Genomic DNA, 25,496 nt, shown 5'->3' on the forward strand with positions numbered 1-25,496 from the left:
GAAACTTTGACTGGAGGTCAAAAATGAACATCAAGAGCCTTCTTCTCGGCTCCGCTGCTGCCCTCGCAGCAGTATCCGGCGCCCAGGCTGCCGACGCCATCATCGCTGCTGAACCTGAGCCCATGGAATACGTTCGCGTTTGCGACGCATTCGGCACTGGCTACTTCTACATCCCGGGCACCGAAACCTGCCTCAAGATCGGCGGTTACGTTCGTTTCCAGGTTAACGCTGGTGAAGACATCGCTGGCGGTTCCAGCTGGGATGCTTTCACACGCGGTCGTCTTGAAGTTACATCCAAGTCTGACACTGAGCTTGGTGAGCTGACGGGCTTCATTGCTATTCATGGCGATGCGGACAATTCCACGGCTAACGATACGTTCTACATGGACGAAGTTTACCTGCAGCTCGGCGGCTTCAAGGCTGGTAACTACCTGAACTGGTGGGATAAGGGCATCAACGGCGAAACCGATCAGCTCGGCGGTTTCCGCGCAAACTCGATCGCCTACATCTACACTGGCGATGCCTTCACTGCCGGTATTCAGCTTGATGAGCTGGAAGGCGCTGAAGCCACAGGCTTCACTCCTGCTGGCGCCGCTATCCTTGACGACAACAACGATCTGGGCCTTGAAGCAATCGTAACGGCTTCCCTGGGTGCTGCTTCGGTTGACCTGCTCGGCTCCTACGACTTCGGAAACGAAGAAGGTGCTGTTCGCGCTCTCGTTTCCGCTGGAGTTGGTCCGGGCACGCTGCAGTTGGCAGGTATCTGGGCTTCTGGTTACAACGTCTACTACGACACGGCTGAGTGGACGATCGCTGGTTCGTATGCCTTCAAGGCGACCGAGAAGTTCACAATCACTCCTGGCGTGCAGTATTTCAACAACCGTGGCGTTATCGGCGACGACTTCGGCGATGCAGACGGCTGGCGTGCAGGTCTGACGGTTGATTACGCCGTTACCCAGGGCATGGCCGTCAAGGTCACTGCCAACTACAACGACTTCGACGGTGACGATGAGTTCTGGAACGGCTTCGTCCGTCTGCAGCGCAACTTCTAATCTGAGCTAGCTCAGATCTGAATAATGGCTCGCAGCCCTATGGCTGCGGGCTATTTCTGTTGCTGGTTTGCAACAAAAGCGCCGGTCGGATGAGCAATCTAAAGTTGTTCACCCAGAGGCTATTGAAAACTCTGTTCCAAGGTGATGTTCCTCGCTCGCAAGGGAAGGAGACGAGCTTTGGGGGATCGCGCCGAAAAGAGCTTCTTTGGGTCGGCCTCGACAGGACTGACTCAAACCTATTCGGTAAACTATCAGTTTAACCCGAGCGGGCCGATTGGGGTCGTGAAGAGCGTGAGCCTTCCGGAACTTTTGTCTCGCTATGTAGACATATTGTGGGAGCCGGGTAGTCACAAAAAGAATGTGACATCGTTTATCGGCGAACTGGATGAGATACTGCTAGGCCAAGGCTTCGAGGTTTTCACCGATCAGATGGTGGATACACTCATCGGCGAATTGCGCAAACGTGGCAACAGCAACGCGACCATCAATAGAAAGATGGCAGCGCTGAGCAAGTTGCTGCGGAAAGCGTTCAAAATGGGTGACCTGCATAGTTTGCCGGAGTTCAGACGGCAAAAAGAGAGATCAGGTCGGATCCGTTTTCTTGATTTTCAAGAAGAGGATCGGCTTTTCTCTGCGATCAGGGGCAAGGACGAGGGTTACGCCAACCTTTTGCGTCTTCCTGGTCGATACCGGGGCCAGGCTGGGAGAGGGCATTGGACTTCGATGGAATGACATCCATCAGAACCGGGCAACTTTCTGGATTACAAAATCAGGCCGTAGCCGATCTGTCCCTCTGACGGTGCGCGCCACCAAGGCAATAGAGGTGCAAAAGCATCAGATTGTCGGGCCGTTCGCCGATACGGATCAACAGCGTTTCCGCGTCGTCTGGAACCAAGCAAAATCTGAGGTGGGCCTTGGAAACGACGATGACGTTGTCCCGCACGTATTGAGACATACCTGCGCATCCCGGCTTGTTAGAGGCGGGATAGATATAAGGCGGGTCCAGATGTGGCTCGGTCATCAGACGCTTCAGATGACGATGCGATACGCTCACCTTGCGTCGCATGACCTTGATGTCTGCGTGCCGGTACTGGAGCGCGACCGCTAGACCCATCCGCTGCTTTGACTCAAACCAGGCTTCAGCATCGTCTACGCAGAAATCGCGTTAGCTGAGCAACCGAACTCTAGACGTCTGCGTCCCGATACCAGAGGCAGGGCCCAAATGACGATGGTGCTGCTGACGCTCTCGGAGTGCCCTTTGGCCCAGGAAACTATCTTTCCGAAAGGTTTGATTTTGACTGGAGGTCAAAAATGAACATCAAGAGCCTTCTTCTCGGCTCCGCTGCTGCCCTCGCAGCAGTATCCGGCGCCCAGGCTGCCGACGCCATCATCGCTGCTGAACCTGAGCCCATGGAATACGTTCGCGTTTGCGACGCATTCGGCACTGGCTACTTCTACATCCCGGGCACCGAAACCTGCCTCAAGATCGACGGCTATGTTCGTTTCCAGGTCGACTTCGACGACCGTGACGACTCCTACGCTGGCGACAACTGGGATGCATGGACCCGTGCACGTGTAAACTTCACTTCGAAGTCGGACACTGAGCTCGGCGAACTGACCGGCTACATCGGCATGCAGATCAACACGACCGACAGCCCGCGTACCGGCGCTCTCGTAACTGGCACCAACGACTTCGTTCTTGACGAAGTTTACCTGCAGCTCGGCGGCTTCAAGGCCGGTACCTACCTGAACTGGTGGGATAAGGGCATCAACGGCGAAACCGATTCGCTCGGCTCGAACCGTCTGACCTCGATCGCTTACATCTACACCGGCGATGCTTTCACGGCTGGTATTCAGCTTGACGAAATCAGCCGCAATGCAGCCACCGGCGAATACTCGGTCGGCCAGCATCTCGGCCTCGAAGGTATCGTAACGGCTTCGCTCGGCGCAGCTGCTTTCGACCTGCTCGGCTCCTACGACTTCGACGCTGAAAACGGTGCAGTTCGCGCTATCGTTTCGGCTGGCGTCGGTCCTGGCACCCTGCAGCTCGCAGGCATCTGGTCTTCCGGCCAGAACATCTACTACGATGCTGCTGAGTGGACGATCGCTGCTTCCTACGCCTTCAAGGCAACTGAGAAGTTCACGCTCACCCCAGGTGTGCAGTACTTCAACGGCCTCGGCGCTATCGGCGACGACTTCGGTGACGACGACGGCTGGCGCGCCGGCCTGACGGTTGATTACGCAATCACCCGCGGCATGTCCATGAAGGTCTCGGCTCAGTACAACGACCGTGACGGTGCAGACGACTACGTTGACGGTTTCGTCCGTCTGCAGCGTAGCTTCTAATCCAAACAGAGAACTCCCCCGGCTTGCCGGGGGAGTTTTCTCCAAAAAAAGGACGGTCCAAAGTAGTCTGTCCGCCGGGAAGAAATACAAGGATCTGCATTGAAGTCGCCAAGGGCGGCTTTTTTAGTTTGTGCTTTGGTTTCTGCCCTGTCGGCGGCAACCCTTTTCAGACCGGAGGTCCTATAATGAACATCAAGAGCCTTCTTCTCGGCTCCGCTGCTGCCCTCGCAGCAGTATCTGCCCAGGCTGCCGACGCGATCATCGCCGCTGAGCCTGAGCCCATGGAATACGTTCGTGTTTGCGATGCATTCGGCACCGGATTCTTCTACATTCCGGGCACCGAAACCTGCCTCAAGGTCGGCGGTTACATCCGCTTTCAGGTCGATTTCGGTCGTGACGCCAATGACTTCAACGACGGTGATTGGGACGCGTGGACCCGTGCCCGTGTCACGTTCACGTCCAAGAGCGATACCGAACTTGGCGAGCTGACCGGCTTCATCGCCATGCACGGCGACATTTCCGAAGATACAGCGTCCAGCACGACCGACTTCTATCTCGATGAAGTCTACCTGCAGCTCGGCGGCTTCAAGGCCGGTACCTACCTCAACTGGTGGGATGCAAACGATCTGCCGGGCGAGCTCGACAACCTCGGTTCGAACCGTCTGACCTCGATCGCCTACATCTACACGGGTACCGCATTTACGGCTGGCCTTCAGCTGGATGAACTGAGCGGCAGCTACGGTGACGACACGACGCCGTTCACTGGTCAGGAACTTGGCCTTGAAGGCCTCATTCAGGCGTCGCTCGGTCCGGCAGCCGTGGAAGTCCTCGGTTCCTACGATTTCGGCAATGAAGAGGGCTCGGTTCGCGTGATCGGCTCAGCCGAAGTAGGCCGGGTACCTTCTATCTCTCCGGCATCTATTCGTCGGGTCCGAACGTGTACTACAGCTCCGCCGAGTGGACGCTTGCGACCGCCTATGCCTTCAACGTGACGGAAAAGCTGCAGATCATCCCTGAATTCCAGTACTACTGGGAAGCCTATCAGGACGGCAGCAACGACTTCGGCGGTGACGACTTCTGGACCGCCGGTGCAACTGTCAACTACGCCATCACCGACGATCTGGCGGCCAAGGTGGCCGTCGGCTACGATGACTCCAGCGAAGACTGGGGTGGCATCGTCCGTCTCCAGCGCAACTTCTAAGCAGATCATCATCGGAGAAGCACGCGAAAGGCCCGGCAATGCGGGCCTTTCTTCATTCATGAGGCTGAAGTTGCGTTGTCGTCAGTCAACCTTCAATGGCGCCTCGCGCACGAAGACTGAAATGGCCTTGGCCTACCGTCGACCGAACCGCAGGTCGGCCACGATGTCGGTCTCCTGCCCAAGCCGGGTCTTGTAGACTTGGTAGTTCTCCATGATCCGCTGCACGTAGCTGCGGGTCTCGGGGAAGGGGATGCGCTCGATCCAGTCGACAACCTCATCGATGGGCTTGCCGCGCGGGTCGCCATAGCGCTCGATCCATTCCCGCACCCGCCGCGGCCCGGCGTTATAGGCAATGAAGGTCAGCACATAGGAGCCGTCGAAGGACGCGATCTGCTCTCCGAGGTAATGGGCGCCGAGCGTGGCGTTATAGCCGGGGTCGCCGGTCAGAAGGGCCGGGGCGTAGGAGAGGCCATGTCGCTTGGCGACCGCCTTGGCCGTTCCCGGCAGAAGCTGCAGCAGGCCACGGGCATTGGCGGGTGAGACGGCGGTGGGATTGAATGCGCTTTCCTGCCGGGCAATCGAATAGGCGAGCGCCGTGCCGGACCCGGCGATATTGGCGGTGGCCGGTATCACGCCGGTGGGAAAGGCGAGAGCGGCGACGTCACGACCTTCCGCAAAGGCGGTCTTGCCGATCTGCAGGGCCAGGGAGTGGTTCGCGCGCGCTTCGGCCTTCTTTGCCAGAAGTGCCAGCTCGCCGGGGCTCTCGATCTCCTTGGCCAGAGCCCGCAGCAGGGTTTCCGCCCGCCGCTGTTGGCCGGTGGCCTCCAGCAGCCCGATCGCCTGCACCGGCGCACGGCCCAGGAAAGTCTGCCGGTCGTCGTCGCTCGGCACGGGATCGGCGACGTTCAGTGTTATGCTGCCTGTCTTGGCGGATGCAAGCTGGCCATAGAAGGTGCCGGGATAGGCGGCCGCTTTCCGGTAGAATTCATCGGCAGTGTCATGCCCCGCCTGCTCAGCCGTCCGGCCAAGCCAGTACAGGGCACGCGCCGACGAGATCGGTCCGTTCGAGACCTTCTCGATCTGCCGGAAGTGGCGCTCGGCGCTCGAAGGATCATCCAGATGGCGCAGCGCATACCATCCGGCGTGAAACTCCGCGTCGACGATGTCTGCGGCTCGCGTGCCGCGATAGGCGGAAACGATGTCATAGGCCGCCCGATAGTCGCCCTGATCCGCCAGTCCGCGGGCCACGATACGCCGCTCGTTCCACCATTCGGAGGGGTTGATCAGCTGCGCGGTATCCTGCGGCACCTTCTTGAGAAGAGCCGCCGCGTCTTCGTATTTCTCCTTGCGGCGCAACTGTTCGATCTGGATGAAGAGATAGGCGGGATCATCGGCCCAGGATGCATCGACGGCCTTCACCAGCGCGTCGGCATTTTTCGCTTCCCGGATCACCGCGCTCCAGCCCTTGTAGAGAGACTGCGCTTCCCCAAGGTCGGCAAAGCGCTTCGCCTGCGTCACCCGGCTGCGGTACATCAGATAGTCCATGCGGCCCTTGTGGTCCGCCGCCTTCAGGAAGGACCCGTAGTCTTTGAGGATCCGGCTCTCGAGCGCGGTGTCGAGTGCATCCGAGGCCCAGAGCTGCCGGATGAGCTGGACGGCTTCGTCCTGCTTGCCTGTTTCGCGCAGGGCGCGGGCAAAGACGAAGGTTCCTTCGGCAGTCTGCGGCGGCGCACGTTCGAACGCCGCGATGACCGTCTCCGCCTTGGGGTTCTCGAGGAACAGCGCCCGCTCCGACTGCGCCCGCAGCCCGTCGAGCCCCGGCCAGCCGGCCAGCTCCGCCTCGGCGGCCGCGATTTCAGCGGACGGCACGCCGAACGTGCCGGACGTGGCGATGGCCCAGGTCAGGATCTGGCGCTCGAGCGAACCGGGCGGCAGGCCGTTGCGGATCAGGATGGCGCGCCCGGCGTTGCCGTCGGAAAGCGCATCCAGCCCGGATTTGAGCACCGGCGCCGGTGTCAGCCGGCCGGTCCGCGGGATGGATTTCGTTGTCAGCGGCATCGGAAAGGAAGCGGCCGTCGGGCTGTCCGGTTTGGCATAGGGAAGCGGAGTGGCGCCTTCAGGCAGAGGCGCGGCATTCGGCCAGCCGCTTGAAAGGCCAAGCGACAGGGCAGTCAGCAGCAGCACAGGCTTATTCATCCGGCGACTCGCGACAAGGATAGACGACCTCATATTTATTAGCTGCTTCGCAAGTTAACGAAGGCTTACCAGGTTCATGAAAATGCGTCGTTTTGGCGCTGCCGACTCTATGACGAAATCGCGACAGCATCCGCTTGTCGTTGCATTCCCACCGCTCTATTGTGCGCCACCTTAGTCACGGAATGCGGCCGAAGCGTGGACTTCCGGCTGCCAGGAGTATTGCATGTTCAAGGGATCCATGCCCGCGCTCGTCACCCCCTTTACTGCCGATGGCGCAATCGATGAGCAGGCATTTGCCGCTCACGTGGAGTGGCAGATCGCCGAGGGCAGCAGCGGATTGGTGCCGGTCGGCACGACGGGAGAATCGCCGACACTGTCGCATGCGGAGCACATGCGCGTCGTGGAACTCTGCATCGAACTGGCGGCCAAGCGCGTTCCGGTCATCGCCGGCGCGGGGTCCAACAACACGCGGGAAGCCATAGAGCTCGCAACCCATGCGGAGAAAGCCGGCGCCGATGCGCTGCTGGTGGTGACGCCCTACTACAACAAGCCGACCCAGAAGGGATTGTTTGCGCATTTCTCGGCGATCGCCGACGCCGTGTCTCTGCCGATCATCATCTACAACATCCCGGGCCGCTCGGTCATCGACATGACGCCCGAGACCATGGGGGCTCTGGCCAAGGCGCATGCCAATATTGCCGGCGTCAAGGATGCGACCGGAAAGATCGAGCGCGTCTCCGAGCAGCGCATCGCCTGCGGCAAGGACTTCATCCAGCTGTCGGGAGAGGATGCCACAGCACTCGGCTTCAATGCCCACGGCGGCGTCGGATGCATCTCCGTCACCGCCAATGTCGCGCCGCGTCTCTGTGCGGAGTTCCAGGCGGCCACGCTTGCCGGCGATTACGCCAAGGCGCTGGAATATCAGGATCGGCTGATGCCGCTGCACAAGGCGATCTTCCTGGAGCCGGGCGTCTGCGGCGCAAAATACGGCCTGTGGAAGACCAGAGGCATGAGCCGCGTGGTGCGGTCGCCGCTGATGTCGACACTGGAGCCGGGGACCGAGGCTGCGCTCGATGCAGCGCTCCGCCACGCCGGCCTGCTCAACTAGAAGGACGGCTTGCCGCTTTCCTTTGCGGCGACGCCACCTTACATAAGGGAAACCTCGCCCAGCGCCCGTGGGTGGGGAGAGAACAGAAAAACGAAGGGTACGGATCAGACATGGCCCCCAAAGGCAGCCAGCGCACGGTAAACAAGATTGTCGCGGAGAACCGCAAGGCCCGCTACAACTACGAGATCCTCGACACCTATGAGGCCGGGATCGTCCTGACGGGCACCGAGGTCAAGTCCCTGCGCGAAGGCAAGGCAAACATCGCCGAGTCCTATGCTTCCGATGAAGGGGCCGAGATCTGGCTCATCAACTCGCATCTGCCCGAATACCTGCAGGCAAACCGCTTCAATCACGAGCCGCGCCGCCGTCGCAAGCTGCTTCTGAGCAAGCGCGAGATCAACCGGATGCGCGTTGGGATCAACCGCGAAGGGATGACGCTCGTGCCGTTGAAGATCTACTTCAACGAAAAGGGCAGGGCAAAGCTTGAGCTGGCACTGGCGAAGGGCAAGAAGCTGCACGACAAGCGCGAGACGGCGAAGGAACGGGACTGGAACCGGCAGAAGAGCAGGATCCTGAAGGGCAACTAGCCCCGCGCTCGCAAGACCCTCTGCCTCAGCGGCCGCCCGGACGAACTTTTCGAGCATTTGTCCGTTCTGCGACATGCCCCAACGCCGCCAGACACTCAAGACCATCGAGTCTGCCATCGCGGGCAGGTTCCGGCTCGCCCTTGTCTACAAGGATGTGATCCGGGTGGCCGAGCCGCATATCCTCGGGTTCGACAGCCACGGAAACCTTGCGCTGAGTGCCTGGCAGGTGGCTGGAACCGGTGCCGGCTGGCGCCTCTTCCATCTCGACCGGATACAGGCTTTGGTGGCAAGGGACGACCGTTTCGCCGGTGCGGCAACCGGCTATAATCCGCAGGATCCGACCTTTGCCACTGTTCTCCGGCGTCTGTGACCCGCCGGTCAGGCAACAGGAACAACAACCGGAGCTTTGCGTTAAAGCCGACACTCTCGCGCGAGCCGGATATGAATCGAAACAAAATGCTGGCCTATGGGCTTCTCGTCCTCGGCCTTGTCCTTGCCACCTATCTTCTCTGGAATATCTTCAGCGAATACACGTGGTCTGACATCACCACGTCCGTCTCCGAAATCCCGCCCTACAACCTTGTCATGGCCCTGGCGTTCACGGCAGCGTCCTACGTCTGCCTCACCGGGTTTGACTGGTGCGGCGTGCGCTATGTCGACAACGATCTCAGCTATCCGAAGATCGGGCTTGCCTCTTTCATCAGCCTGGCCATCGGCCAGAGCGTCGGCCTCGCGGGCCTCAGCAGCGGCGGCCTGCGCTACCGCTATTACGCGCACTGGGGCATGAACACTGAAGATGTCGCCAAGATCGTGCTGATGTCGGGCATCACGGTGGCCATCGGGCTTCTGATGCTGACCGGCATCGTGATGATCATCAATCCGGCGGATGGCGCCGAAGTCCTGCGGCTCGGCGAGCCTGCCGTTATCGGCATCGGCGCGCTTTGCATCCTGGTGGTGGTGGGCTATCTGGCCCTCGCGAAATTTGCCCGCGCCCCGGTCCGCATCCGCAAATGGACCTTCAAGATGCCGAAGCTTCGCCTCGCCCTGGCGCAGGTGGTCATCGGCACGCTGAACTTTGCCCTGGTGGCCGCAGCCCTTCGCGAGCTCATGAGCGCCGGTGGCGACGTGAGCTATCTGAAGGCGGCGACGGCCTATGTTCTCGCCAATGTCGCCATCATCGTCAGCCATGCACCCGGCGGCCTTGGGGTGCTTGAGGCCACGGTTCGCCATGTGATGGGCGATCAGGCCTCCATCGGCTCTCTGGTGGCCTTCCGCGTGATCTACTTCTTCATTCCGCTGGCGATCGGCATTCCGCTCGCGCTGGTGACCGAGGCGATCTTCAGAAGCCGCAAGACCCATTCCCCGCCCCCTGTCGCAGAGGCGGGAAAGGTTGGCTGAGCGATTGCCGCTCCGGCTAGCTTTCGGATGTTTCGACCGGCTCGGTCGGACGTGGCGGCCGCTCAGACGGGTCCCGACCGATCTCGCCCTTCAATGACACGAGGTCGATGAAGTGGTCGGCCTGGCGGCGCAGGTCGTCGGCAATCATCGGCGGCTGGGTTGCCATGGTCGAGACGACCGAGACCTTGCGGCCCCTGCGTTGAAGCGCTTCCACGAGCGTGGTGAAATCGCCGTCTCCGGAAAAGATCACTAGGTGATCGGCCGTATGGCATTGCTCCATGGCGTCGATCGCCAGCTCGATGTCCATGTTGCCCTTGATCTTGCGGCGGCCCATGGAGTCGGTGAATTCCTTGGCCGGCTTGGTGACGACCTTGTAGCCGTTGTAATCCAGCCAATCGATCAGCGGGCGGATCGACGAGTACTCCTGGTCCTCGATCAACGCCGTGTAGTAGTATGCCCTCAAGAGGTAGCCGCGCTTCTGGAATGACGCGAGCAGCTTGCGATAGTCGATGTCAAAGCCGAGGCTCTTGGAAGCGGCGTAGAGGTTTGCTCCATCTATGAAAAGGGCGATTTTTTCCCTGGGGTCGAACATTTTTTTCTCCATCCCTTTATTATAATTTCCTGCTGAGCAGGACTGGCGACGGCAAGCCTCCCGGACCCGTTCGCCATGCTGAAAACCCATTTTACATTACCAATCGGTGATGTAGCCGCATTTATGGTACGATTCGCCTTTCTCCAAGCACCTTTGATTGAAATCTTCGTGCTTGATCAGGGCATGTCAGGCATGAAGGGGGGGGGAGACCCGCAGGAAAAACTTGAATTCCGGCTGCAATAGCTGTATCGGGCGTGTAAATTCCCGAACAAAAACGACCGCAAAGGACAGGCAATGGCCCGTGTCACCGTAGAAGATTGCATCGACAAAGTCGACAACAGGTTCGAGCTCGTGCTTCTGGCCAGCCATCGTGCACGTCAGATTTCCCAGGGCGGGCAGATCACCATCGACCGCGACAACGACAAGAATCCGGTGGTTGCGCTGCGTGAGATTGCCGACGAAACCCTGTCTCCGGACGACCTCAAGGAAGACCTGATCCACTCGCTGCAGAAGCATGTGGAAATCGATGAGCCCGAGCCCGATCCGGCTTCGCTGATCGCGGCGAACGCCGGCGCTGCCACGAACGCCGACCGCAACGACCAGGACGACGACCTTCCGGAACCGGTCACGTTCGACCAGATGTCGGAAGAAGAACTGCTGGCAGGCATCGAGGGTCTCGTTCCGCCGGAGAAGAGCGACGATTACTGATCGTTCATTGTCCGGTTCGAAATAGTTTGCTTGGATTATGATGGCTGCGCCAGTCTGCGACTGGCGCGCCTTTTTCGTTTTTTAAATCAGGAATTGTTTCGGCATGATGCGGCAATACGAGCTTGTTGAACGGGTTCAAAAGTACAAGCCCGATGCCAATGAAGCTCTCCTCAACAAGGCCTATGTCTATGCCATGCAGAAGCATGGCCTGCAGAAGCGCGCCAGCGGCGATCCCTACATTTCGCACCCGCTCGAGGTGGCCGCCATCCTCACCGACATGCATCTCGACGAGTCGACGATTGCGGTGGCCCTGCTGCACGACACGATCGAGGATACCACGGCGACCCGCGCCGAGATCGACGAGCTGTTTGGCGAAGACATCGGCCGCCTCGTCGAGGGTCTGACGAAGCTCAAGCGACTTGATCTCGTCAGCAAGAAGGCCAAGCAGGCCGAAAACCTGCGCAAGCTGCTGCTGGCAATCTCCGACGACGTGCGCGTGCTGCTGGTCAAGCTCGCCGACCGCCTGCACAACATGCGCACCCTGGAGCATATGAACCCGGAGAAGCGGGCACGCATTTCCGAAGAGACCATGGACATCTATGCGCCGCTCGCCGGCCGCATGGGCATGCAGGACCTTCGCGACGAGCTCGAGGACCTGTCCTTCCGCTACCTCAATCCCGAAGCATACGAGACGGTGACGAAGCGCCTGGCGGAGCTTTCCGCGCGCAATGAGGGCCTGATCACCAAGATCGAAGATGAGCTGCGCGACCTTCTGATCGCCAACGGCCTGCTGGATGCAGTGGTCAAGGGACGCCAGAAGAAGCCCTATTCGGTCTTCCGCAAGATGCAGTCGAAGTCGCTCTCCTTCGAACAGCTTTCGGACATCTATGGCTTCCGCATCATGGTCAGCGACATCCCGGCCTGCTACCGGGCGCTGGGTATCGTCCATACCCGCTGGCGCGTCGTGCCCGGCCGTTTCAAGGACTACATCTCGACTCCCAAGCAGAACGACTACCGGTCCATCCACACGACGATCATCGGCCCGACGCGGCAGCGCATCGAGCTGCAGATCCGCACGAGGCGGATGCACGAGATCGCCGAATACGGCATTGCCGCCCATGCGCTCTACAAGGATGGCGAAGGCGGCGAGGGCGGGGAGCTCCTGTCGAAGGAATCCAGCGCTTACTCCTGGCTCCGCCATACCATCGAGGCGCTTTCGGAAGGCGACAATCCAGAGGAGTTTCTGGAGCACACGAAGCTCGAGCTGTTCCAGGACCAGGTCTTCTGTTTCACGCCGAAGGGCAAGCTGATCGCCCTGCCGCGCGGCGCAACGCCGATCGATTTCGCCTATGCCGTTCATACCAATATCGGCGACACCACCGTGGGCGCCAAGATCAACGGCCGCATCATGCCGCTCGTCACCCGCCTCAACAACGGCGACGAGGTCGAGATCATCCGCTCCGGCGTGCAGGTGCCGCCGGCGGCCTGGGAAGAAATCGTCGTCACCGGCAAGGCGCGCGCCGCCATTCGCCGGGCGACCCGCATGGCGATCCGCAAGCAATATGCCGGCCTCGGCCACCGCATCCTCGAGCGGACCTTTGAGCGGGCCGGGAAGGTCTTCTCCCGTGAAAGCCTGAAGCCCGTGCTCCATCGCCTCGGCCAGAAGGACGTGGAGGATGCCATTGCCTCCGTCGGACGCGGAGAGCTCTCGTCGATCGACGTCATGCGCGCGGTCTATCCGGACTACAAGGACGAGCGCGTCACCATAAAGCCCCTGGCGGACGAGGGCTGGTTCAACGTGCGAAGCGTCTCCGGCATGATGTTCCGCATCCCCGGCCGCTCCGCGGAGGCTCCCGAAGACGAGGGGGCAGACGGGCAGGGGTCGGTGCCGCTGCCGATCCGTGGCCTTTCGGGCAACATGCAGGTAAACTTTGCCCCGAGCGGCGCCGTTCCGGGCGACCGGATCGTCGGGATCATGGAGAACGAGACGAAGATCACCATCTACCCGATCCAGGCGTCGGCGCTGCAGCGCTTCGACGACCAGCCGGAGCGGTGGATCGACGTACGCTGGGATCTCGACGACGCCAACAAGTCGCGCTTTACCGCCCGGATCATCATCAATGCCTTGAACGAGCCCGGAACCCTGGCGACCGTTGCCCAGACCATCGGCAGCCTGGACATCAACATCCGTAACCTCGACATGGGACGCGTCGCCGCCGACTTCTCCGAGATCGTCATCGACGTGGAGGTCTGGGACCTCCGGCAGCTGAACCAGATGCTGACCCAGTTGAAGGATCTCGACTGCATCTCCACGGTCAAGCGCGTCTACGACTGAACTGCCTTCTTACTGGTCACCTGTCGATCCTGCCATGCTTCCCAAGCAGGGCAGGATCGCTCAGGCGGCGTTGGTCTTTGCCCGGCCAAGGTCCTATATTGCTGCAGTGCAATAGAACAAAGACGTGAAAGAGGAAGAAGACTATGTTTGGTCCCGTAAAGAAGTTTGCCCGCGCCCTGCGCGGTCCCAGCATCGAAGAACGCGAGCTCGACTATTTGAACGGCTCGGCTGATCGCGTCGATCTGGAATATCGCCAGCGCCAGATCGATCGCGGCATGTTCCGCAAGACGTTCTAAGACAAGACGTTCTAACGAGCGTCACCGCTCATCTGTGACGGCCGCGCAACTGCACGGCCGTGGACGTGATCCGCCCTCGTGATGCAGGCCAGCAGCGGCCATGCCGGGCCGGCTGAGCTTTTCAGCACATGGTCTAGAGGGCGTTGAAGGCGGCGATCAGCGCCTCGACCTGGTCGGGATTGGCCGCCTGGATCTGCCCCGTCGTCAAGGCCAGCAGCTGATCGCTGGTCAGTGTCGAGAAGACACCCGCTGCTATCCCCGGAATTGCCCTCACATTGATCGCCGCGATGTCGCTTGTCGAGAATTCGGCGAAATCTTCCGTAGCCATGGCGGCAAAATGGACCGTCTTCAGCGCGCCGACCTGTGCGTCGGTCAGGGTGCCGATTTCGGTCGGGCTCATCGCCCCGATCTGGGATGCCGTCAGGCCGGCAATGGCCTTGGTGCTGAGGGCGGCGATATCGGCGTCAAGCGCACTGATCTGCTCGGCAGTCATTGCCCCGACCTGCTTTGCCGTCAGCGCAGCCACCTGATCCGTGTTCAGATCCCCGATCTGATCGGCAGAGAGGGCGGCCACCTGGTCGGTCGACAGGGCCGCAATCTGGCTGGTCGACAGCGCGGCCAGCATGGCGGCGTCGAATTCGGCGATCGCAGCCGTGGCGAGGCCGGCAATCGACTTGGCGCTGATGGCGGCGATGTCGGAGGTGGAAAACTCCGCAATGTCTTCCGCAGCAACGGCGGAAAGCTGCGTCATCTTCAGAACGGCGATCTGCGCCTCGTTGAGTGCGCCGAGCTCGCTCGGCGCCATGGCGCTGATCTGGGACGTGGTCAGGCCTGCCACAGCCTTGACGCTGAGCGCGCTGATCTTGACGTCCAGCGCCGAAATCTGGTCCGCGCTCATCACCCCAACCTGACGCGATGTCAGCGCCGCGATCTGGTCCGTGGTGAGGATGCCGAACTGTTCGGCCGTCAGGGCGGTAACCTGTTCGCTTGATAACGCTGCGATCTGGCTGGTGGAAAGCACGCCGATTTGCGCCGAACCCAGGCCTGCGATGGCGCTTGTCGAAAGGCCGGCGATCGCTCTGCTGTTGATGGCGGCAATGTCGCTGGTCGAGAAGCTCGCGATATCCTCTGCGGCCATGGCCGCAAGCTGCGCCGCCTTCAGCGCTGCCGTCTGATCTTCCGAGAAGGCTTCGATCTGCGTCGGACTCATGGCCGTCAGCTGCGACGTCGTGAAGCCCGCGACAGCCCGCGTGGCGAGCGCGCTGATGTTGGTGTCGAGCGCCGTGATCTGCGCGTCGGTGAAGGCCGAGACCTGCCGTGACGTCAGGGCGCCCAGCTGCGTGCTGCTCAGGCCGGACACCTGGTCGGTCGTCAGGGCTGCAATCTGGGTGGTCGAGAGGGAGGCAAGCTGTGCCGTGCTGAGAGCGCCGAACTGGGCGCTGTCGAGACCGGCAAGAGCGCCGGTCGAGAGACCGAGGACCGCCCGCGAATTGATCGCGGCAATGTCGGTGGTGGAGAATTCTGCGATGTCCTCGGCACTCAGGGCCGCCAGCTGGGGCGCCCGCAGGGCAGCGATCTGGGTTTCGCTGAGAGCGCCGAGCTCGCTTGGGCTCATGGCGTCGATCTGTTCGGTCGTCAGCCCCGCGATCGCCCGGGCGCTGATGGCGCTGATCTTGGTGTCGAGTGCCGTGATCTGCTCCGCGCTGAGCGCAGCAACCTGCCGCGAGGTGAGGGCGGCGACGTGGGATGTGCTTAGATTACCGATCTGATCGGTCGTCAGCGCGGCAATCTGGTCCGTGGTCAGGGCGGCAACCTGGCCGGTCGTCAGCGCGCCGATCTGGGCGGAATCGAGCTGGATCACGGCGGCGCCCGACAGGCCGGCGATGGACCGGGTGCTGATGGCGGCAATGTCGCCGGTGGAGAGTTCGGCGATGTCCTCCGCGGCCAGCGCGGAGAGCTGCGTGTTCCTCAGGGCCGCCATCTGGACCTCGCTGAAGGCGCCGAGCTCGGTGGGGCTCATGGCGCTGATCTGCGTGGTGGTCAGTCCGCTGACGGCTCTTGCGCTGAGCGCGCTGATCTTGGTGTCGAGGGCGGTAATCTGCTCGGCACTGAGCGCGCCGACCTGCCTTGCCGACAATGCCCCGACCTGGCTCGTGTTGAATGCCCCGATCTCCGTCGGGCTCATGACGCTGATCTGGCTGGTGGTGAGACCGGCCATCGCCTGCACGCTCAGCGACCCGAGCTTGCTGTCGAGGCCGGTGATCTGCGAAGGGGTGAGGGCTGCTACCTGACGTGCACTGAGGGCGGCGACCTGGTCGGTTCTCAGGTCTGCCAGCTGGCTGGCCGTAAGCGCGGCAACCTGCAGTGTGGAAAGCGCGGTCACCTGCGATGCGCTCAGCGCGCCGAGTTGCGTCGCGTCAAGCTGGGCCACCGTGTCCGACGACAGCCCGGTGATGGCCTTCGTGCTGATCGCCGCGATATCGGCGCTGGCAAAGGCTGCTATGTCGTCGGCGCCCATCGCGGCGATCTGCGCACGGCTGAAGGCGCGGGTCTGGTCGCTGGTGAATGCGCCGATCTGTTCGGCGCTCATGGCATCAATCTGGGTCGACGTCAGGCCGACGATGGCGGAGGTGCTGAGCGATGCGATCTGGTTCGTGGTGAGCGCCGCGATGTGGTCGGTCGTCAGGGTCTTGATCTGCGCCGCGGTGAGCGCACCCGTCTGGCTGGTGCTGAGACCGGCAAGGATATCGGCAGACAGACCTACCAGAGCGCGTGCGCTGACGGCGGCAAGTTCGGCGGGCGTCAGCCGCGAAATGTCCTCGGCGCTCATGGCTTCGAGGTGCGCGGCGCTGAGGGCGCGCGTCTGAGAGGAGCTGAAGGCCTCGATCTGGTTGGCCGACATCGCGGCGATCTGGTCGGTGGTGAGGGCCGCCACCTGCCCCGTCTGCAGGCCCGCGATCTTGGCGGCGTCGAGAACAGCGATGTTCTCCAGGCTCAAGCCCTTGATGGCATGGTTCGAGATCGACTTTATCTGGGCAACGCTGAGGGCGGCAATGTCCTCGGCTTCCAGCGCGCCAACCTGTTCGGAGTTCAGCGCCCGGATATGGGACACGCTGAGAGACGCGATCTCGTCCCGCGAGAGCGCAGTGATGTCGGCAGCCGAGAGGTAGCGGATCTGGCTCGCTGGAAGGGCGGAAATGGGAGTCATAAGGCGCCTACACTCGGTTACCGTTGCAGTTCAGGTCTGCCGTCGAATGTCGCAAGATGGAGCGCATGATGTGAAATGCGCGGCCCTCTCTGCGCCTCTCGGCGGTCTAGACCACATATCTCGGCGTCGCGATGATGTATCGGAGACGCGTCTTGTGGACTGGCTTGGGGTGAGACATGGCCGCGGAGGCCAAGGCGGGGGAAGCGCGTCATGCGTTCAGGGCCGCAAAGCCCTGCTTCCTGCACCTGCGCATGCACCAACGCGGAAGAGTTCCGCTCCGGCAGCAAACGTTCAAGTCTATTCATTGGCGAATTTCTTTAACTTCAGGTTAACGCGCGCCGCAATGATTAAGAAATCCTTACTGGCGTGGCGCTTGACGTCGCGCCTGCCAATGCTCAAGTCATGGCGCAGTCAACTACGTGCCCCGGGAGCCCTCCCGGAAGGAGGGACCAATGATCATCGGCATGGGCAGCGATCTCATCGACATCCGCCGCATCGAAAAGACGCTTGAGCGTTATGGCGAACGCTTCACGCAGCGCTGCTTCACCGAGGTCGAACGCACGAAATCCGACCGTCGCCGCAACCGCGCCGCCTCCTACGCCAAGCGGTTCGCTGCCAAGGAGGCCTGTTCCAAGGCGCTGGGCACGGGCCTGGCCCAGGGCGTCTTCTGGAAGGACATGGGCGTGGTCAACCTGCCGGGCGGCAAGCCGACCATGGCCCTGACCGGAGGGGCTGCCACCATTCTCGCCACCCTCATGCCCGCCGCTCATGAGGCCGTGGTGCATGTCACCATCACCGACGAATATCCCTATGCGCAGGCCTTTGTTGTCATCGAGGCGAGGCCCGTGGCGGATTGAGGCATTGCCGCCGCATGGCGAAGGGGCTAGAGAAGGCCAAAATGCAGGAATTCAAAAGAAAGACCCCAAGTGTCCGATAAAGCCAGCAAGAAGCATGACAGCGCCCTCTGGGAAAACATCAAGGTCATCATCCAGGCGCTGCTTCTGGCGATGGTCATCCGAACGGTCTTCTTCCAGCCCTTCACGATTCCGTCCGGCTCGATGATGCCGACGCTGCTCGTCGGCGACTACATCTTCGTCAACAAGTTCGCCTACGGTTATTCCAAGTATTCCCTGCCGTTCTCGCCCGATCTCTTCGATGGCCGCATCTTTGCAAGCGATCCGGAGCGCGGCGATGTCATCGTCTTCCGCCTGCCGACCGACACCAATGTCGACTACATCAAGCGCCTGATCGGCCTGCCGGGCGACCGGATCCAGATGACGGATGGCATTCTCTCCATCAACGGCGAGCCGGTTCCCAAGCAGCAGGATGGTTCATTCACCTCCGACTATCGCCTTGACCCCGGCGCCGACGTGCCGGTCTTCCGCGAGACGCTCGACAACGGCGTCAGCTACGAGACGCTCGACCAGGTCGCCAATTCCCGCGGCGACAACACCCGCGAGTTCATCGTGCCGGAGGGGCACTATTTCTTCATGGGCGACAACCGCGACAATTCTCTCGACAGCCGCTTCGACGTCGGCTTCGTGCCGGCCGAGAACCTGGTTGGCCGCGCCAGCGTCATCTTCTTCTCCGTCGGCAACGACACCTCCTTCCGCGAATTCTGGAAGTGGCCCTCCAACATGCGCTGGGAGCGTCTGTTCAAGGGTGTCAGCTGAATGAAGGGGAAGTTGCTCTCGGCGGACGATCAGTCGAAGCTCGAAACGCTCATCGGTCACGAGTTCGTAGACAAGCAATGGCTGGACCGGGCGCTGACGCATGCCAGCACGGGCTCCGCCAAGGGCGCCAACTACGAGCGACTGGAGTTTCTCGGGGACCGGGTGCTCGGTCTGTGCGTCGCCGAATTGCTGTTCCGCACGTTCAAGACGGCCGCGGAAGGCGAACTTTCGGTGCGGCTGAACCAGCTGGTGAGCGCCGAGACCTGCGCCGAGGTCGCCGACGAGATGGACCTCCACCGATACATCCGCACCGGCGCCGACGTGAAGAAGCTGACCGGCAAGCGCATGCTGAACGTGCGCGCCGACGTCGTGGAAAGCCTGATAGCGGCCCTCTATCTCGATGGCGGCCTGGAGGCGGCAAGGACCTTCATCACCCGCTACTGGCAGGAACGGGCCACCCGCGCCGATGGCGCCAGGCGCGATGCCAAGACTGAACTCCAGGAATGGGCGCATGCGAAATTCGCACTGACTCCGGCCTACAGGGTGGACGACCGCTCCGGTCCGGATCATGATCCGCGTTTTACCGTGACGGTCGAGATCAAGGGCGTCGCGCCGGAAACAGGCATCGATCGCTCCAAGCGCGCGGCAGAGCAGGTGGCCGCCGCCAGAATGCTGGAGCGCGAAGGCGTATGGCAGAAACAGTCTGCCGAAAGTTGAATGGGAACATGACAGAGAACGACAACATCATCGGCACCGAGCCGGAGCAGACAGCAGCACCGACCCGGTCCGGTTTCGTGGCGCTCATCGGCGCCACCAATGCGGGCAAGTCGACGCTCCTGAACCGCCTTGTGGGCGCCAAGGTCTCGATCGTCAGCCACAAGGTGCAGACCACGCGGGCGATCGTCCGCGGCATCGCCATCCACAAGACCGCCCAGATCGTCTTCATGGACACGCCCGGCATCTTCAAGCCGCGCCGCCGGCTGGACCGCGCCATGGTGATGTCGGCCTGGGGCGGTGCCAAGGACGCGGACCTGATCATGCTGCTGATCGACAGCGAGCGGGGCCTGCGCGGCGATGCCGACGCCATCCTCCAGGGTCTGAAGGACGTCCACCAGCCGAAGATCCTGGTCCTCAACAAGATCGACCGCGTCGATCCTGAAAGCCTGCTGAAGCTGACGGCGGCGGCAAACGAGGTCGTCGAGTTCGAGCGCACCTTCATGGTGTCGGCCACCACCGGTTCGGGTTGCACGGACCTGCTGGACTTCCTCACCGACCGCCTTCCGGAAGGCCCGTGGTATTATCCCGAAGACCAGATCTCCGATCTGCCGATGCGCCAGCTGGCCGCCGAGATCACCCGCGAAAAGCTCTTCCTGCGCCTGCACCAGGAGCTTCCCTACGCCTCGCACGTCGAGACGGAGAAGTGGGAAGAACGCAAGGATGGGTCTGTGCGCATCGAGCAGGTGATCTATGTGGAGCGCGACAGCCAGAAGAAGATCGCGCTCGGCAAGAACGGCGACGCGATCAAGGCGATCTCCACCGCATCGCGCAAGGAGCTCTCCGAAATCCTCGAGCAGCCTGTCCACCTCTTCCTCTTCGTCAAGGTGAGGGAGAACTGGGGTGACGACCCGGAGCGCTTCCGCGAGATGGGTCTGGAATTCCCGAGAGGCTAACAGCTTTTGGAATATCTCGCCCCAATTTTAAGCAGTTGCTAATGCACATCGAGCCATTCATAAGCCTCTGCTGGAATCGCACGAGGTAGGTCTGGATGGGGCGGCTGTTGGTGACGAACGACAACGAGGACGGGGATACGGTCACCGGCATCTACACATTCATCGTGCCCGAAGATCGTGTATACGGCGATCAGGTCATCGCCTCCGTCTTCGGCCTCTCCCTGGAAGCGGTGACGGAAGGCGTACCCATCGCGGAGGTGATCCGCTACGTCAGGGATGGAGATCGGCAGCGCCTCGCCAAGGCGATGCATGACGCGATCCTGACGGGCGGCTTCTACAAGGAAGAGTACCAGGTCGTTCACCCGGATGGGCGCCAGATCACCGTGTCTGCCATTGGCCGCTGCCTGCGCGATGCCCACGGGATTCCGTCGATCTACAGCGGCGTCGTGACGATCTTGCCGCAGCCGGCTGTGGTCGGCATCGTTGAAGATCCGCTGGAATTGCACTGTCGGGCAGCGCTCTGCATAGCAAAAGGCCGCAGACATGCGCTGGCGGCCCGCTACCTTTCGTCTGCTCTCTCCGTCCTGGGTGGCAAGACGGAGAGATAGCTCGATCGGGTGGTGGCAGGTTAGTTCTGGCGGTCCATCAGCGCCTTGACCTCGAGGTACCGGCGACGGTTCTCCGGTTCCTGCTCGTTCTCCGAATAGCAGGTGCTGGAGATGCAGAAGCGGGTCAGGCTGAGCGGCGGCGTCGCAGTGGCGAACTGGCATTCGATCTCGTTGGTGAAATCGGTCGGCTGCGGATCCGCGCGGGTCGAATAGGTCATTCTGGCACCCGGCGGTTCGAGGTCCGGAAACGACTGCACCACGCCGGTCGTGATGGTGGGCGTCAGCAGGAAGTTCTGCGCAACGGCAGTGCAGGCCTGTTCGAGCTCGGGCGACTGCGCGGCCGCCGGGGAGGCGGCGAGAAGCAGAACGATGGGAAGATATTTCATGGGCGCACCTCGGTGGGATTTCCGCTGAGCAATTCCGAACGAGGGCCTTTTGTTCCAAGCCCTCATCAAGATTATGCCGCCTTCGCCAAACAGGATGCCGTCAGCATTAGCAATTCAGGCAAAGCCTCTTATCGGCTATAGCTCTCTCACGGCGACAGGAACTGATGCATCGATGCAATGGCAGGATGAAGCAATCATCATCGGGGTGAAGCGGCACGGCGAGACGAGCGTGATCGCCGAGGTGATGACCCGCGGCCGGGGCCGGCATCTGGGTATCGTGCGTTCCGGCCGGTCGCGCACCATGCAGCCGGTGCTGCAGCCCGGCAACCGGGTCGAGGTGGTCTGGCGGGCGCGGCTCGACGAGCATCTCGGCGAGTTCAAGCTGGAGCCCTTGAAGCTGCGGGCTGCCCGGCTGATGGAGACGGCGACCTCGCTCTATGGGGTGCAGGCCATGGGTGCCCTGCTGCGCCTCCTGCCGGAGCGGGATCCGCATCCGCACCTCTACGAGGCGCTGGACGTAATTCTGGAGACGATGGATGATCCCGCCGATGCCGGCGAGCTCTTCGTTCGCTTCGAACTCGCGATCCTCAACGACCTCGGTTATGGTCTTGATCTTGCCGAATGCGCCGCCACCGGCGTCAGGGACGATCTTCTCTATGTCTCGCCGAAGAGCGGGCGCGCGGTCTGCCGTACGGCGGGCGCGCCCTACGCCGATCGGCTGCTGGCACTGCCATCCTTCCTGAACGAGGGATCGCGGGCCGCTGCGGATGCGGCAGGCATGGCGGCGGCCTTCCGCCTGACGGGATACTTCCTTCACCGCCACATCTACGAGCCGCGCGGCATCACCGAAAACGCCGCCCGGGACGGTTTCGTCCAGGCGGCGCTGAAGGCGCTGTCGCGCCCGGATGTGCAGGAGGCCGGTTAGGCCGGCACCGCAGCCGGTTGCGGCCGCTCCACGGGCTTTTCCCGGATCGGCCAGTGGATGACGGCGGCGAAGAGGCCGAGGATCACGCCCAGCCACCAGACGGCGTCGTAGGAGCCGAGGCGATCATAGAGATAGCCGCCCATCCAGACGCCGAGGAACGAGCCGATCTGGTGCGACAGGAAGACGAGCCCGCCCAGGAGGCCGAGGTGCCGCGTGCCGAACATGATCGCCACGAGCGCATTGGTCGGCGGCACGGTGGAGAGCCACAGCAGTCCCATGACGGTCGCGAAGATGACCACGGAGAGAGGCGTCTGCGGGAGCAGCAGGAAGGCAGTCACGGCGATCGAGCGGCCGATGTAGATGTAGGCAAGGAAATAGGGCTTGGAATACCGCTGCCCGATGTAGCCGGCGGCCAGCGACCCGATGATGTTGAAGAAGCCGATCAGCGCCATGGCGATGACGGCATAGCTTGCCTCGATGCCGATGTCGCCGAGATAGGCGGGGAAATGCGCGGTGATGAAAGCGACCTGGAAACCGCAGACGAAGAAGCCGGTGGTCAGCAGGAGATAGCTCTTGTGCCCGAGCGCTTCCTTCAGCGCCGCGCCGACCGTCTGCTTGAAGGCTGCCTGCGACTGGCTGCCGGAGGACCCGTTGCCGCGCAGCGGATAGGCCAGCAGCGGCACGATCAGCATCATGATCGACATGGCGACAAGGCTGTCCGACCAGCCGAGGTTGCTGATCAGCGCCTGGCTGAGTGGCGCAAACAGGAACATGCCCGCCGAACCCGCCGCCGTGCCGAAGCCGAAGGCCATCGAGCGCTGCTCCGGCGTCACATGGCGCGCGAAGGCGGACAGGATGACGCTGAAGGAGCCGGCTCCGATCGCCGTCCCGACCAGCACGCCGCCGCCGATGTGCAGCCAGAGGGGCGCGTCCGCATAGGCCATGACCAGGAGGCCTGCGGCATAGAGCAGGCCGGAGATCACCAGCACCCGACCCGTGCCGTATTTGTCGGCGAGCGCCCCGAAGAAGGGCTGGCTGAGCCCCCAGAAGAGGTTCTGGAACGCCATGGCCAGACCGAAGGTCGACCGGTCCCAGCCGGTATCGGAAAGCATCGGCAGCTGGAAGAAGCCCATGGCCGAGCGCGGCCCGAAGGTCAGCATCGCGATCAGGCAGCCGGAAAGGATGATCAGCCAGGGCATGGGGGACTTTATGGCCTGCGGCATCCTGGCTCTCCTGAAGGACGTGAAGAGACGACCATAGCGCCGGGACGACCAATCCCAAAATCAGTTTTGCGCACGCATGCATCAACCGGATTGATGGGCGAGGTCAAAGCTCACCGCTGGGATCGATCTTCAGGGGCCGCTTGCCGGCCCGGGCCTCGCGGTAGATGGTGAACAGGCCGGCGCCGACGACGATGATCGATCCGACGACCATGTTGAAGCCGAGTGTTTCACCATAGATCACCACGCCGATGATCGTCACCAGCACCAGCTGCAGATAGGACATCGACTGGACGATAACGGCGTCGATGTAGTCGAAGGCCCGGATCAGGAAGTAGTGTCCGGCGATCCCGAATACGCAGAGTGCCGCCATCCAGTAGCCGTCGTTGCCGGAAAAGCTCGTCCAGTAGAACGGCCCGACCAGCGTGATGGCGGCGGCACCGGCGACGCCGGTGTAGAAGAAGCTGGTCGAGGCGGCGTCCGTCCGGCTCGCGAGCCGGGTGGTGATCGAATAGAAGCTGTAGATCACGGCGCCTGCCATCGGCAGCAGCATGTGCAGGTCGAAGCCGCCCGTATCCGGCTTCAGGATCATCACGACGCCGACGAAGCCGACGGCGATCGCCGTCCATCGCCGCCAGCCGACCCGCTCGCCCAGCAGCGGCATCGACAGGAGCGCCACGAGCAGCGGTGCCGACTGAAAGATCGCCTGGCTCTGCGCCAGTCCCACCATCGAAAAGGACAGGATCGCCACGACGATCTGCACCGCCAAGAGCACGCCGCGGAAGATCTGCAGCCAGGGTCGTGGGGATGTGGCCGCGACGCGTAGCCCGCCGCGCGAACGGGAGGCGAGGATGACGGCAAAGCCGGCAAAGGCCCAGTAGCGCATCATGGCAATGAAGATGGCCGGATAGTTGTCGCCGAGGTGCTTGGAGACGCCGTCCTGGATCGAAAAGATGGTCACCGCCAGAAGCGCGAATGCGAGGCCGGTCGCCCGAGGTGTCATGAAAGCTATTTCCCTGGAAGGACGGCCTCGAGAATGAAACGGGAGGTCGCCGGCAGAAAGGCAGGCAGGTTGTCTGACAACCACGCCTGAAAATAGCGTTCATCAGGTTTGAGGCAAGCCGAAAATTACCGCCTCTTGATCGCCCATGCGACATCCCGTTCCGCAAGCACCTTGACCGCGCTGCCGATCTCGATCCGGCCACGGCCGCGCGGCACGGCGTTCCAGCCGAACAGCGGTCCGGGGACGCGCCGATCGGCCGACATGCGGATGCGTCCCATAGCCGGCATCGGGCTCGCGACGTCCCGAGAGCCGGTCCACTGGTCCTGGGTGGTCATGATGCAGCGGGCGCAGGGCTTGACGAGGTCGAAGGTGATGCCGCCGATCTCAAGCGACACCCAGCCGTCCTCTGTCCAGGCCTCGTCCGTCTCCAGCACGATGTTCGGGCGGAAGCGCTCCATGCCGATGGCGCCCTCGCCATGCGCTTCCATGTCGGCGTTGAGGGCGGCCAGCGAGGCGGTGGTGGTGATCAGCACCTGATAACCGTCCGCGAAGGTCACCGGCGTGCCGTCGCCGGCCCATTCGGCGCTCGCCGTCCGCGCGGCCACGTCGTCGAAGAACACCAGTTGCACCGCGCGGCCGATCCACGCCGAGAGGCGCGCGTTGGTGGCATCGTCTGCCACCGCGGCGCTGACGCTCGATTTCCAGACCACGACATCCATACGTCGCTCGGCGGTCGGCAGCGGGATGTCGAAAGCCTCGCCGCCGTCGAACGCGATCGTCGCGCCCTTTGCCTGCGGCTGCACGTCCAGTCGGGCAAGCGCCGGCGTGTCGCGCTGGGTGATGAAGGTCCCGTCCGGATCGACGAGCATCATGCGTCTGTCGCCCGGAATGCCTTCCGCACCGATCTCGGCCTCACGCAAGGCGATGCCGCGGCCGCTCTTCAGGGGATAGAAATGCAAAGCGCTGACGTGCATGGAAGAACCT

The 25,496-nt window shown here is 62.1% G+C and carries 23 protein-coding genes and 2 pseudogenes; 18 read left to right on the forward strand and 7 right to left on the reverse strand.

What is annotated here, in order from left to right; genetic code table 11:
* The first annotated feature begins 23 nt into the window (after positions 1–23).
* The 4 genes and pseudogenes from EO99_RS0109375 (at position 24) to EO99_RS25630 (ending at position 4,599) form a co-directional block, all read left to right on the forward strand.
* Positions 24–1,052, forward strand: coding sequence for a porin (locus EO99_RS0109375; RefSeq protein ID WP_029618388.1), 1,029 nt, complete (start codon positions 24–26; stop codon positions 1,050–1,052).
* A 177-nt stretch (positions 1,053–1,229) separates the two neighbouring features.
* Positions 1,230–2,160: pseudogene (locus tag EO99_RS25625) on the forward strand (tyrosine-type recombinase/integrase).
* 203 nt (positions 2,161–2,363) lie between these two features.
* Positions 2,364–3,398 carry a porin gene (locus EO99_RS0109385; protein WP_029618389.1) on the forward strand — a complete coding sequence of 345 codons (1,035 nt, stop codon included), beginning with the start codon at positions 2,364–2,366 and terminating at the stop codon, positions 3,396–3,398.
* A gap of 185 nt (positions 3,399–3,583) precedes the next feature.
* A pseudogene (locus EO99_RS25630) lies at positions 3,584–4,599 on the forward strand (porin).
* Between the two features lie 132 nt (positions 4,600–4,731).
* On the opposite strand, the gene EO99_RS0109395 reads toward EO99_RS25630, so the two are convergent.
* Complete coding sequence (locus tag EO99_RS0109395) at positions 4,732–6,795, reverse strand: lytic transglycosylase domain-containing protein (protein ID WP_029618390.1); 2,064 nt, start codon at positions 6,793–6,795, stop codon at positions 4,732–4,734.
* A gap of 223 nt (positions 6,796–7,018) precedes the next feature.
* Here EO99_RS0109395 and dapA point away from each other — a divergent pair, with 223 nt between their 5' ends.
* The 4 genes from dapA (at position 7,019) to EO99_RS0109415 (ending at position 9,888) form a co-directional block, all read left to right on the forward strand.
* Positions 7,019–7,903 (forward strand): 4-hydroxy-tetrahydrodipicolinate synthase, encoded by an 885-nt coding sequence (gene dapA, locus EO99_RS0109400; protein ID WP_029618391.1) that lies wholly within the window; start codon positions 7,019–7,021, stop codon positions 7,901–7,903.
* 110 nt (positions 7,904–8,013) lie between these two features.
* The gene (smpB, locus tag EO99_RS0109405) at positions 8,014–8,490 is read left to right on the forward strand and encodes an SsrA-binding protein SmpB (RefSeq protein ID WP_029618392.1); all 477 of its coding nucleotides are present in this window, start codon (positions 8,014–8,016) and stop codon (positions 8,488–8,490) included.
* 73 nt (positions 8,491–8,563) lie between these two features.
* A complete protein-coding gene (locus EO99_RS0109410) occupies positions 8,564–8,860 on the forward strand; it encodes a WYL domain-containing protein (RefSeq protein ID WP_029618393.1) in 297 nt (98 codons plus the stop codon).
* A gap of 71 nt (positions 8,861–8,931) precedes the next feature.
* Positions 8,932–9,888, forward strand: coding sequence for a lysylphosphatidylglycerol synthase transmembrane domain-containing protein (locus EO99_RS0109415; protein ID WP_051679788.1), 957 nt, complete (start codon positions 8,932–8,934; stop codon positions 9,886–9,888).
* A gap of 16 nt (positions 9,889–9,904) precedes the next feature.
* Here EO99_RS0109415 and EO99_RS0109420 read toward each other — a convergent pair whose 3' ends face one another.
* A complete protein-coding gene (locus EO99_RS0109420; RefSeq protein WP_029618395.1) occupies positions 9,905–10,480 on the reverse strand; it encodes a LabA-like NYN domain-containing protein in 576 nt (191 codons plus the stop codon).
* Between the two features lie 75 nt (positions 10,481–10,555).
* On the opposite strand from EO99_RS0109420, the gene EO99_RS27360 reads away from it, so the two are divergent.
* The 4 genes from EO99_RS27360 (at position 10,556) to EO99_RS26620 (ending at position 13,819) form a co-directional block, all read left to right on the forward strand.
* Positions 10,556–10,723 carry a hypothetical protein gene (locus tag EO99_RS27360; protein WP_156034700.1) on the forward strand — a complete coding sequence of 56 codons (168 nt, stop codon included), beginning with the start codon at positions 10,556–10,558 and terminating at the stop codon, positions 10,721–10,723.
* 51 nt (positions 10,724–10,774) lie between these two features.
* Complete coding sequence (gene rpoZ / locus EO99_RS0109430; protein WP_029618396.1) at positions 10,775–11,188, forward strand: DNA-directed RNA polymerase subunit omega; 414 nt, start codon at positions 10,775–10,777, stop codon at positions 11,186–11,188.
* A 103-nt stretch (positions 11,189–11,291) separates the two neighbouring features.
* On the forward strand, positions 11,292–13,523 hold the full coding sequence (locus EO99_RS0109435; RefSeq protein ID WP_029618397.1) for a RelA/SpoT family protein: 2,232 nt from the start codon (positions 11,292–11,294) through the stop codon (positions 13,521–13,523).
* Between the two features lie 143 nt (positions 13,524–13,666).
* Complete coding sequence (locus EO99_RS26620; protein WP_069733964.1) at positions 13,667–13,819, forward strand: DUF3563 domain-containing protein; 153 nt, start codon at positions 13,667–13,669, stop codon at positions 13,817–13,819.
* Between the two features lie 133 nt (positions 13,820–13,952).
* On the opposite strand, the gene EO99_RS0109445 is transcribed toward EO99_RS26620, so the two are convergent.
* The gene (locus tag EO99_RS0109445; protein ID WP_051679789.1) at positions 13,953–17,027 is read right to left on the reverse strand and encodes a hypothetical protein; all 3,075 of its coding nucleotides are present in this window, start codon (positions 17,025–17,027) and stop codon (positions 13,953–13,955) included.
* Between the two features lie 452 nt (positions 17,028–17,479).
* Between EO99_RS0109445 and acpS the strand changes: the two genes are divergently transcribed.
* The 5 genes from acpS (at position 17,480) to EO99_RS0109470 (ending at position 20,978) form a co-directional block, all read left to right on the forward strand.
* Positions 17,480–17,884 (forward strand): holo-ACP synthase, encoded by a 405-nt coding sequence (gene acpS / locus EO99_RS0109450; RefSeq protein ID WP_029618399.1) that lies wholly within the window; start codon positions 17,480–17,482, stop codon positions 17,882–17,884.
* 69 nt (positions 17,885–17,953) lie between these two features.
* On the forward strand, positions 17,954–18,700 hold the full coding sequence (lepB, locus tag EO99_RS0109455) for a signal peptidase I (protein WP_029618400.1): 747 nt from the start codon (positions 17,954–17,956) through the stop codon (positions 18,698–18,700).
* Complete coding sequence (gene rnc, locus EO99_RS0109460; RefSeq protein WP_029618401.1) at positions 18,701–19,417, forward strand: ribonuclease III; 717 nt, start codon at positions 18,701–18,703, stop codon at positions 19,415–19,417.
* Between the two features lie 8 nt (positions 19,418–19,425).
* Positions 19,426–20,370: a GTPase Era gene (gene era / locus EO99_RS0109465; protein WP_037111527.1), complete on the forward strand. Its 945-nt coding sequence runs from the start codon at positions 19,426–19,428 to the stop codon at positions 20,368–20,370.
* Positions 20,371–20,465: 95 nt separating this feature from the next.
* A complete protein-coding gene (locus tag EO99_RS0109470; RefSeq protein WP_029618403.1) occupies positions 20,466–20,978 on the forward strand; it encodes a PAS domain-containing protein in 513 nt (170 codons plus the stop codon).
* A gap of 20 nt (positions 20,979–20,998) precedes the next feature.
* On the opposite strand, the gene EO99_RS0109475 is transcribed toward EO99_RS0109470, so the two are convergent.
* Positions 20,999–21,364 (reverse strand): hypothetical protein, encoded by a 366-nt coding sequence (locus EO99_RS0109475; RefSeq protein ID WP_029618404.1) that lies wholly within the window; start codon positions 21,362–21,364, stop codon positions 20,999–21,001.
* Between the two features lie 172 nt (positions 21,365–21,536).
* Here EO99_RS0109475 and recO point away from each other — a divergent pair, with 172 nt between their 5' ends.
* A complete protein-coding gene (gene recO, locus EO99_RS0109480) occupies positions 21,537–22,289 on the forward strand; it encodes a DNA repair protein RecO (RefSeq protein ID WP_029618405.1) in 753 nt (250 codons plus the stop codon).
* Here the strand turns inward: recO and EO99_RS0109485 are convergent.
* From EO99_RS0109485 to EO99_RS0109495, 3 genes are all read right to left on the reverse strand, one after another.
* Positions 22,286–23,512, reverse strand: coding sequence for an MFS transporter (locus EO99_RS0109485; protein WP_029618406.1), 1,227 nt, complete (start codon positions 23,510–23,512; stop codon positions 22,286–22,288). The genes recO and EO99_RS0109485 overlap by 4 nt on opposite strands.
* Before the next feature lie 103 nt (positions 23,513–23,615).
* Positions 23,616–24,512 (reverse strand): DMT family transporter, encoded by an 897-nt coding sequence (locus tag EO99_RS0109490; RefSeq protein ID WP_029618407.1) that lies wholly within the window; start codon positions 24,510–24,512, stop codon positions 23,616–23,618.
* Positions 24,513–24,637: 125 nt separating this feature from the next.
* On the reverse strand, positions 24,638–25,486 hold the full coding sequence (locus tag EO99_RS0109495; protein ID WP_029618408.1) for an MOSC domain-containing protein: 849 nt from the start codon (positions 25,484–25,486) through the stop codon (positions 24,638–24,640).
* Positions 25,487–25,496 lie beyond the last annotated feature (10 nt).

Source organism: Pseudorhizobium marinum (assembly GCF_000705355.1).
Lineage (GTDB): Bacteria > Pseudomonadota > Alphaproteobacteria > Rhizobiales > Rhizobiaceae > Neorhizobium > Neorhizobium pelagicum.

Excerpts from the sequence above, each read along its gene's own strand:
- EO99_RS0109485 (WP_029618406.1), bottom strand. The coding sequence starts at position 23,512 with ATGCCGCAGGCCATAAAGTCCCCCATGCCCTGGCTGATCATCCTTTCC.
- EO99_RS0109435 (WP_029618397.1), top strand. The coding sequence starts at position 11,292 with ATGATGCGGCAATACGAGCTTGTTGAACGGGTTCAAAAGTACAAGCCC.
- EO99_RS0109470 (WP_029618403.1), top strand. The coding sequence starts at position 20,466 with ATGGGGCGGCTGTTGGTGACGAACGACAACGAGGACGGGGATACGGTC.
- EO99_RS0109445 (WP_051679789.1), bottom strand. The coding sequence starts at position 17,027 with ATGACTCCCATTTCCGCCCTTCCAGCGAGCCAGATCCGCTACCTCTCG.
- EO99_RS27360 (WP_156034700.1), top strand. The coding sequence starts at position 10,556 with ATGCTGAAAACCCATTTTACATTACCAATCGGTGATGTAGCCGCATTT.
- dapA (WP_029618391.1), top strand. The coding sequence starts at position 7,019 with ATGTTCAAGGGATCCATGCCCGCGCTCGTCACCCCCTTTACTGCCGAT.
- EO99_RS26620 (WP_069733964.1), top strand. The coding sequence starts at position 13,667 with ATGTTTGGTCCCGTAAAGAAGTTTGCCCGCGCCCTGCGCGGTCCCAGC.
- EO99_RS0109475 (WP_029618404.1), bottom strand. The coding sequence starts at position 21,364 with ATGAAATATCTTCCCATCGTTCTGCTTCTCGCCGCCTCCCCGGCGGCC.
- smpB (WP_029618392.1), top strand. The coding sequence starts at position 8,014 with ATGGCCCCCAAAGGCAGCCAGCGCACGGTAAACAAGATTGTCGCGGAG.
- EO99_RS0109385 (WP_029618389.1), top strand. The coding sequence starts at position 2,364 with ATGAACATCAAGAGCCTTCTTCTCGGCTCCGCTGCTGCCCTCGCAGCA.
- EO99_RS0109415 (WP_051679788.1), top strand. The coding sequence starts at position 8,932 with ATGAATCGAAACAAAATGCTGGCCTATGGGCTTCTCGTCCTCGGCCTT.
- rnc (WP_029618401.1), top strand. The coding sequence starts at position 18,701 with ATGAAGGGGAAGTTGCTCTCGGCGGACGATCAGTCGAAGCTCGAAACG.
- EO99_RS0109410 (WP_029618393.1), top strand. The coding sequence starts at position 8,564 with ATGCCCCAACGCCGCCAGACACTCAAGACCATCGAGTCTGCCATCGCG.
- acpS (WP_029618399.1), top strand. The coding sequence starts at position 17,480 with ATGATCATCGGCATGGGCAGCGATCTCATCGACATCCGCCGCATCGAA.
- rpoZ (WP_029618396.1), top strand. The coding sequence starts at position 10,775 with ATGGCCCGTGTCACCGTAGAAGATTGCATCGACAAAGTCGACAACAGG.
- EO99_RS0109495 (WP_029618408.1), bottom strand. The coding sequence starts at position 25,486 with ATGCACGTCAGCGCTTTGCATTTCTATCCCCTGAAGAGCGGCCGCGGC.
- EO99_RS0109375 (WP_029618388.1), top strand. The coding sequence starts at position 24 with ATGAACATCAAGAGCCTTCTTCTCGGCTCCGCTGCTGCCCTCGCAGCA.
- EO99_RS0109395 (WP_029618390.1), bottom strand. The coding sequence starts at position 6,795 with ATGAATAAGCCTGTGCTGCTGCTGACTGCCCTGTCGCTTGGCCTTTCA.
- EO99_RS0109490 (WP_029618407.1), bottom strand. The coding sequence starts at position 24,512 with ATGACACCTCGGGCGACCGGCCTCGCATTCGCGCTTCTGGCGGTGACC.
- era (WP_037111527.1), top strand. The coding sequence starts at position 19,426 with ATGACAGAGAACGACAACATCATCGGCACCGAGCCGGAGCAGACAGCA.
- recO (WP_029618405.1), top strand. The coding sequence starts at position 21,537 with ATGCAATGGCAGGATGAAGCAATCATCATCGGGGTGAAGCGGCACGGC.
- EO99_RS0109420 (WP_029618395.1), bottom strand. The coding sequence starts at position 10,480 with ATGTTCGACCCCAGGGAAAAAATCGCCCTTTTCATAGATGGAGCAAAC.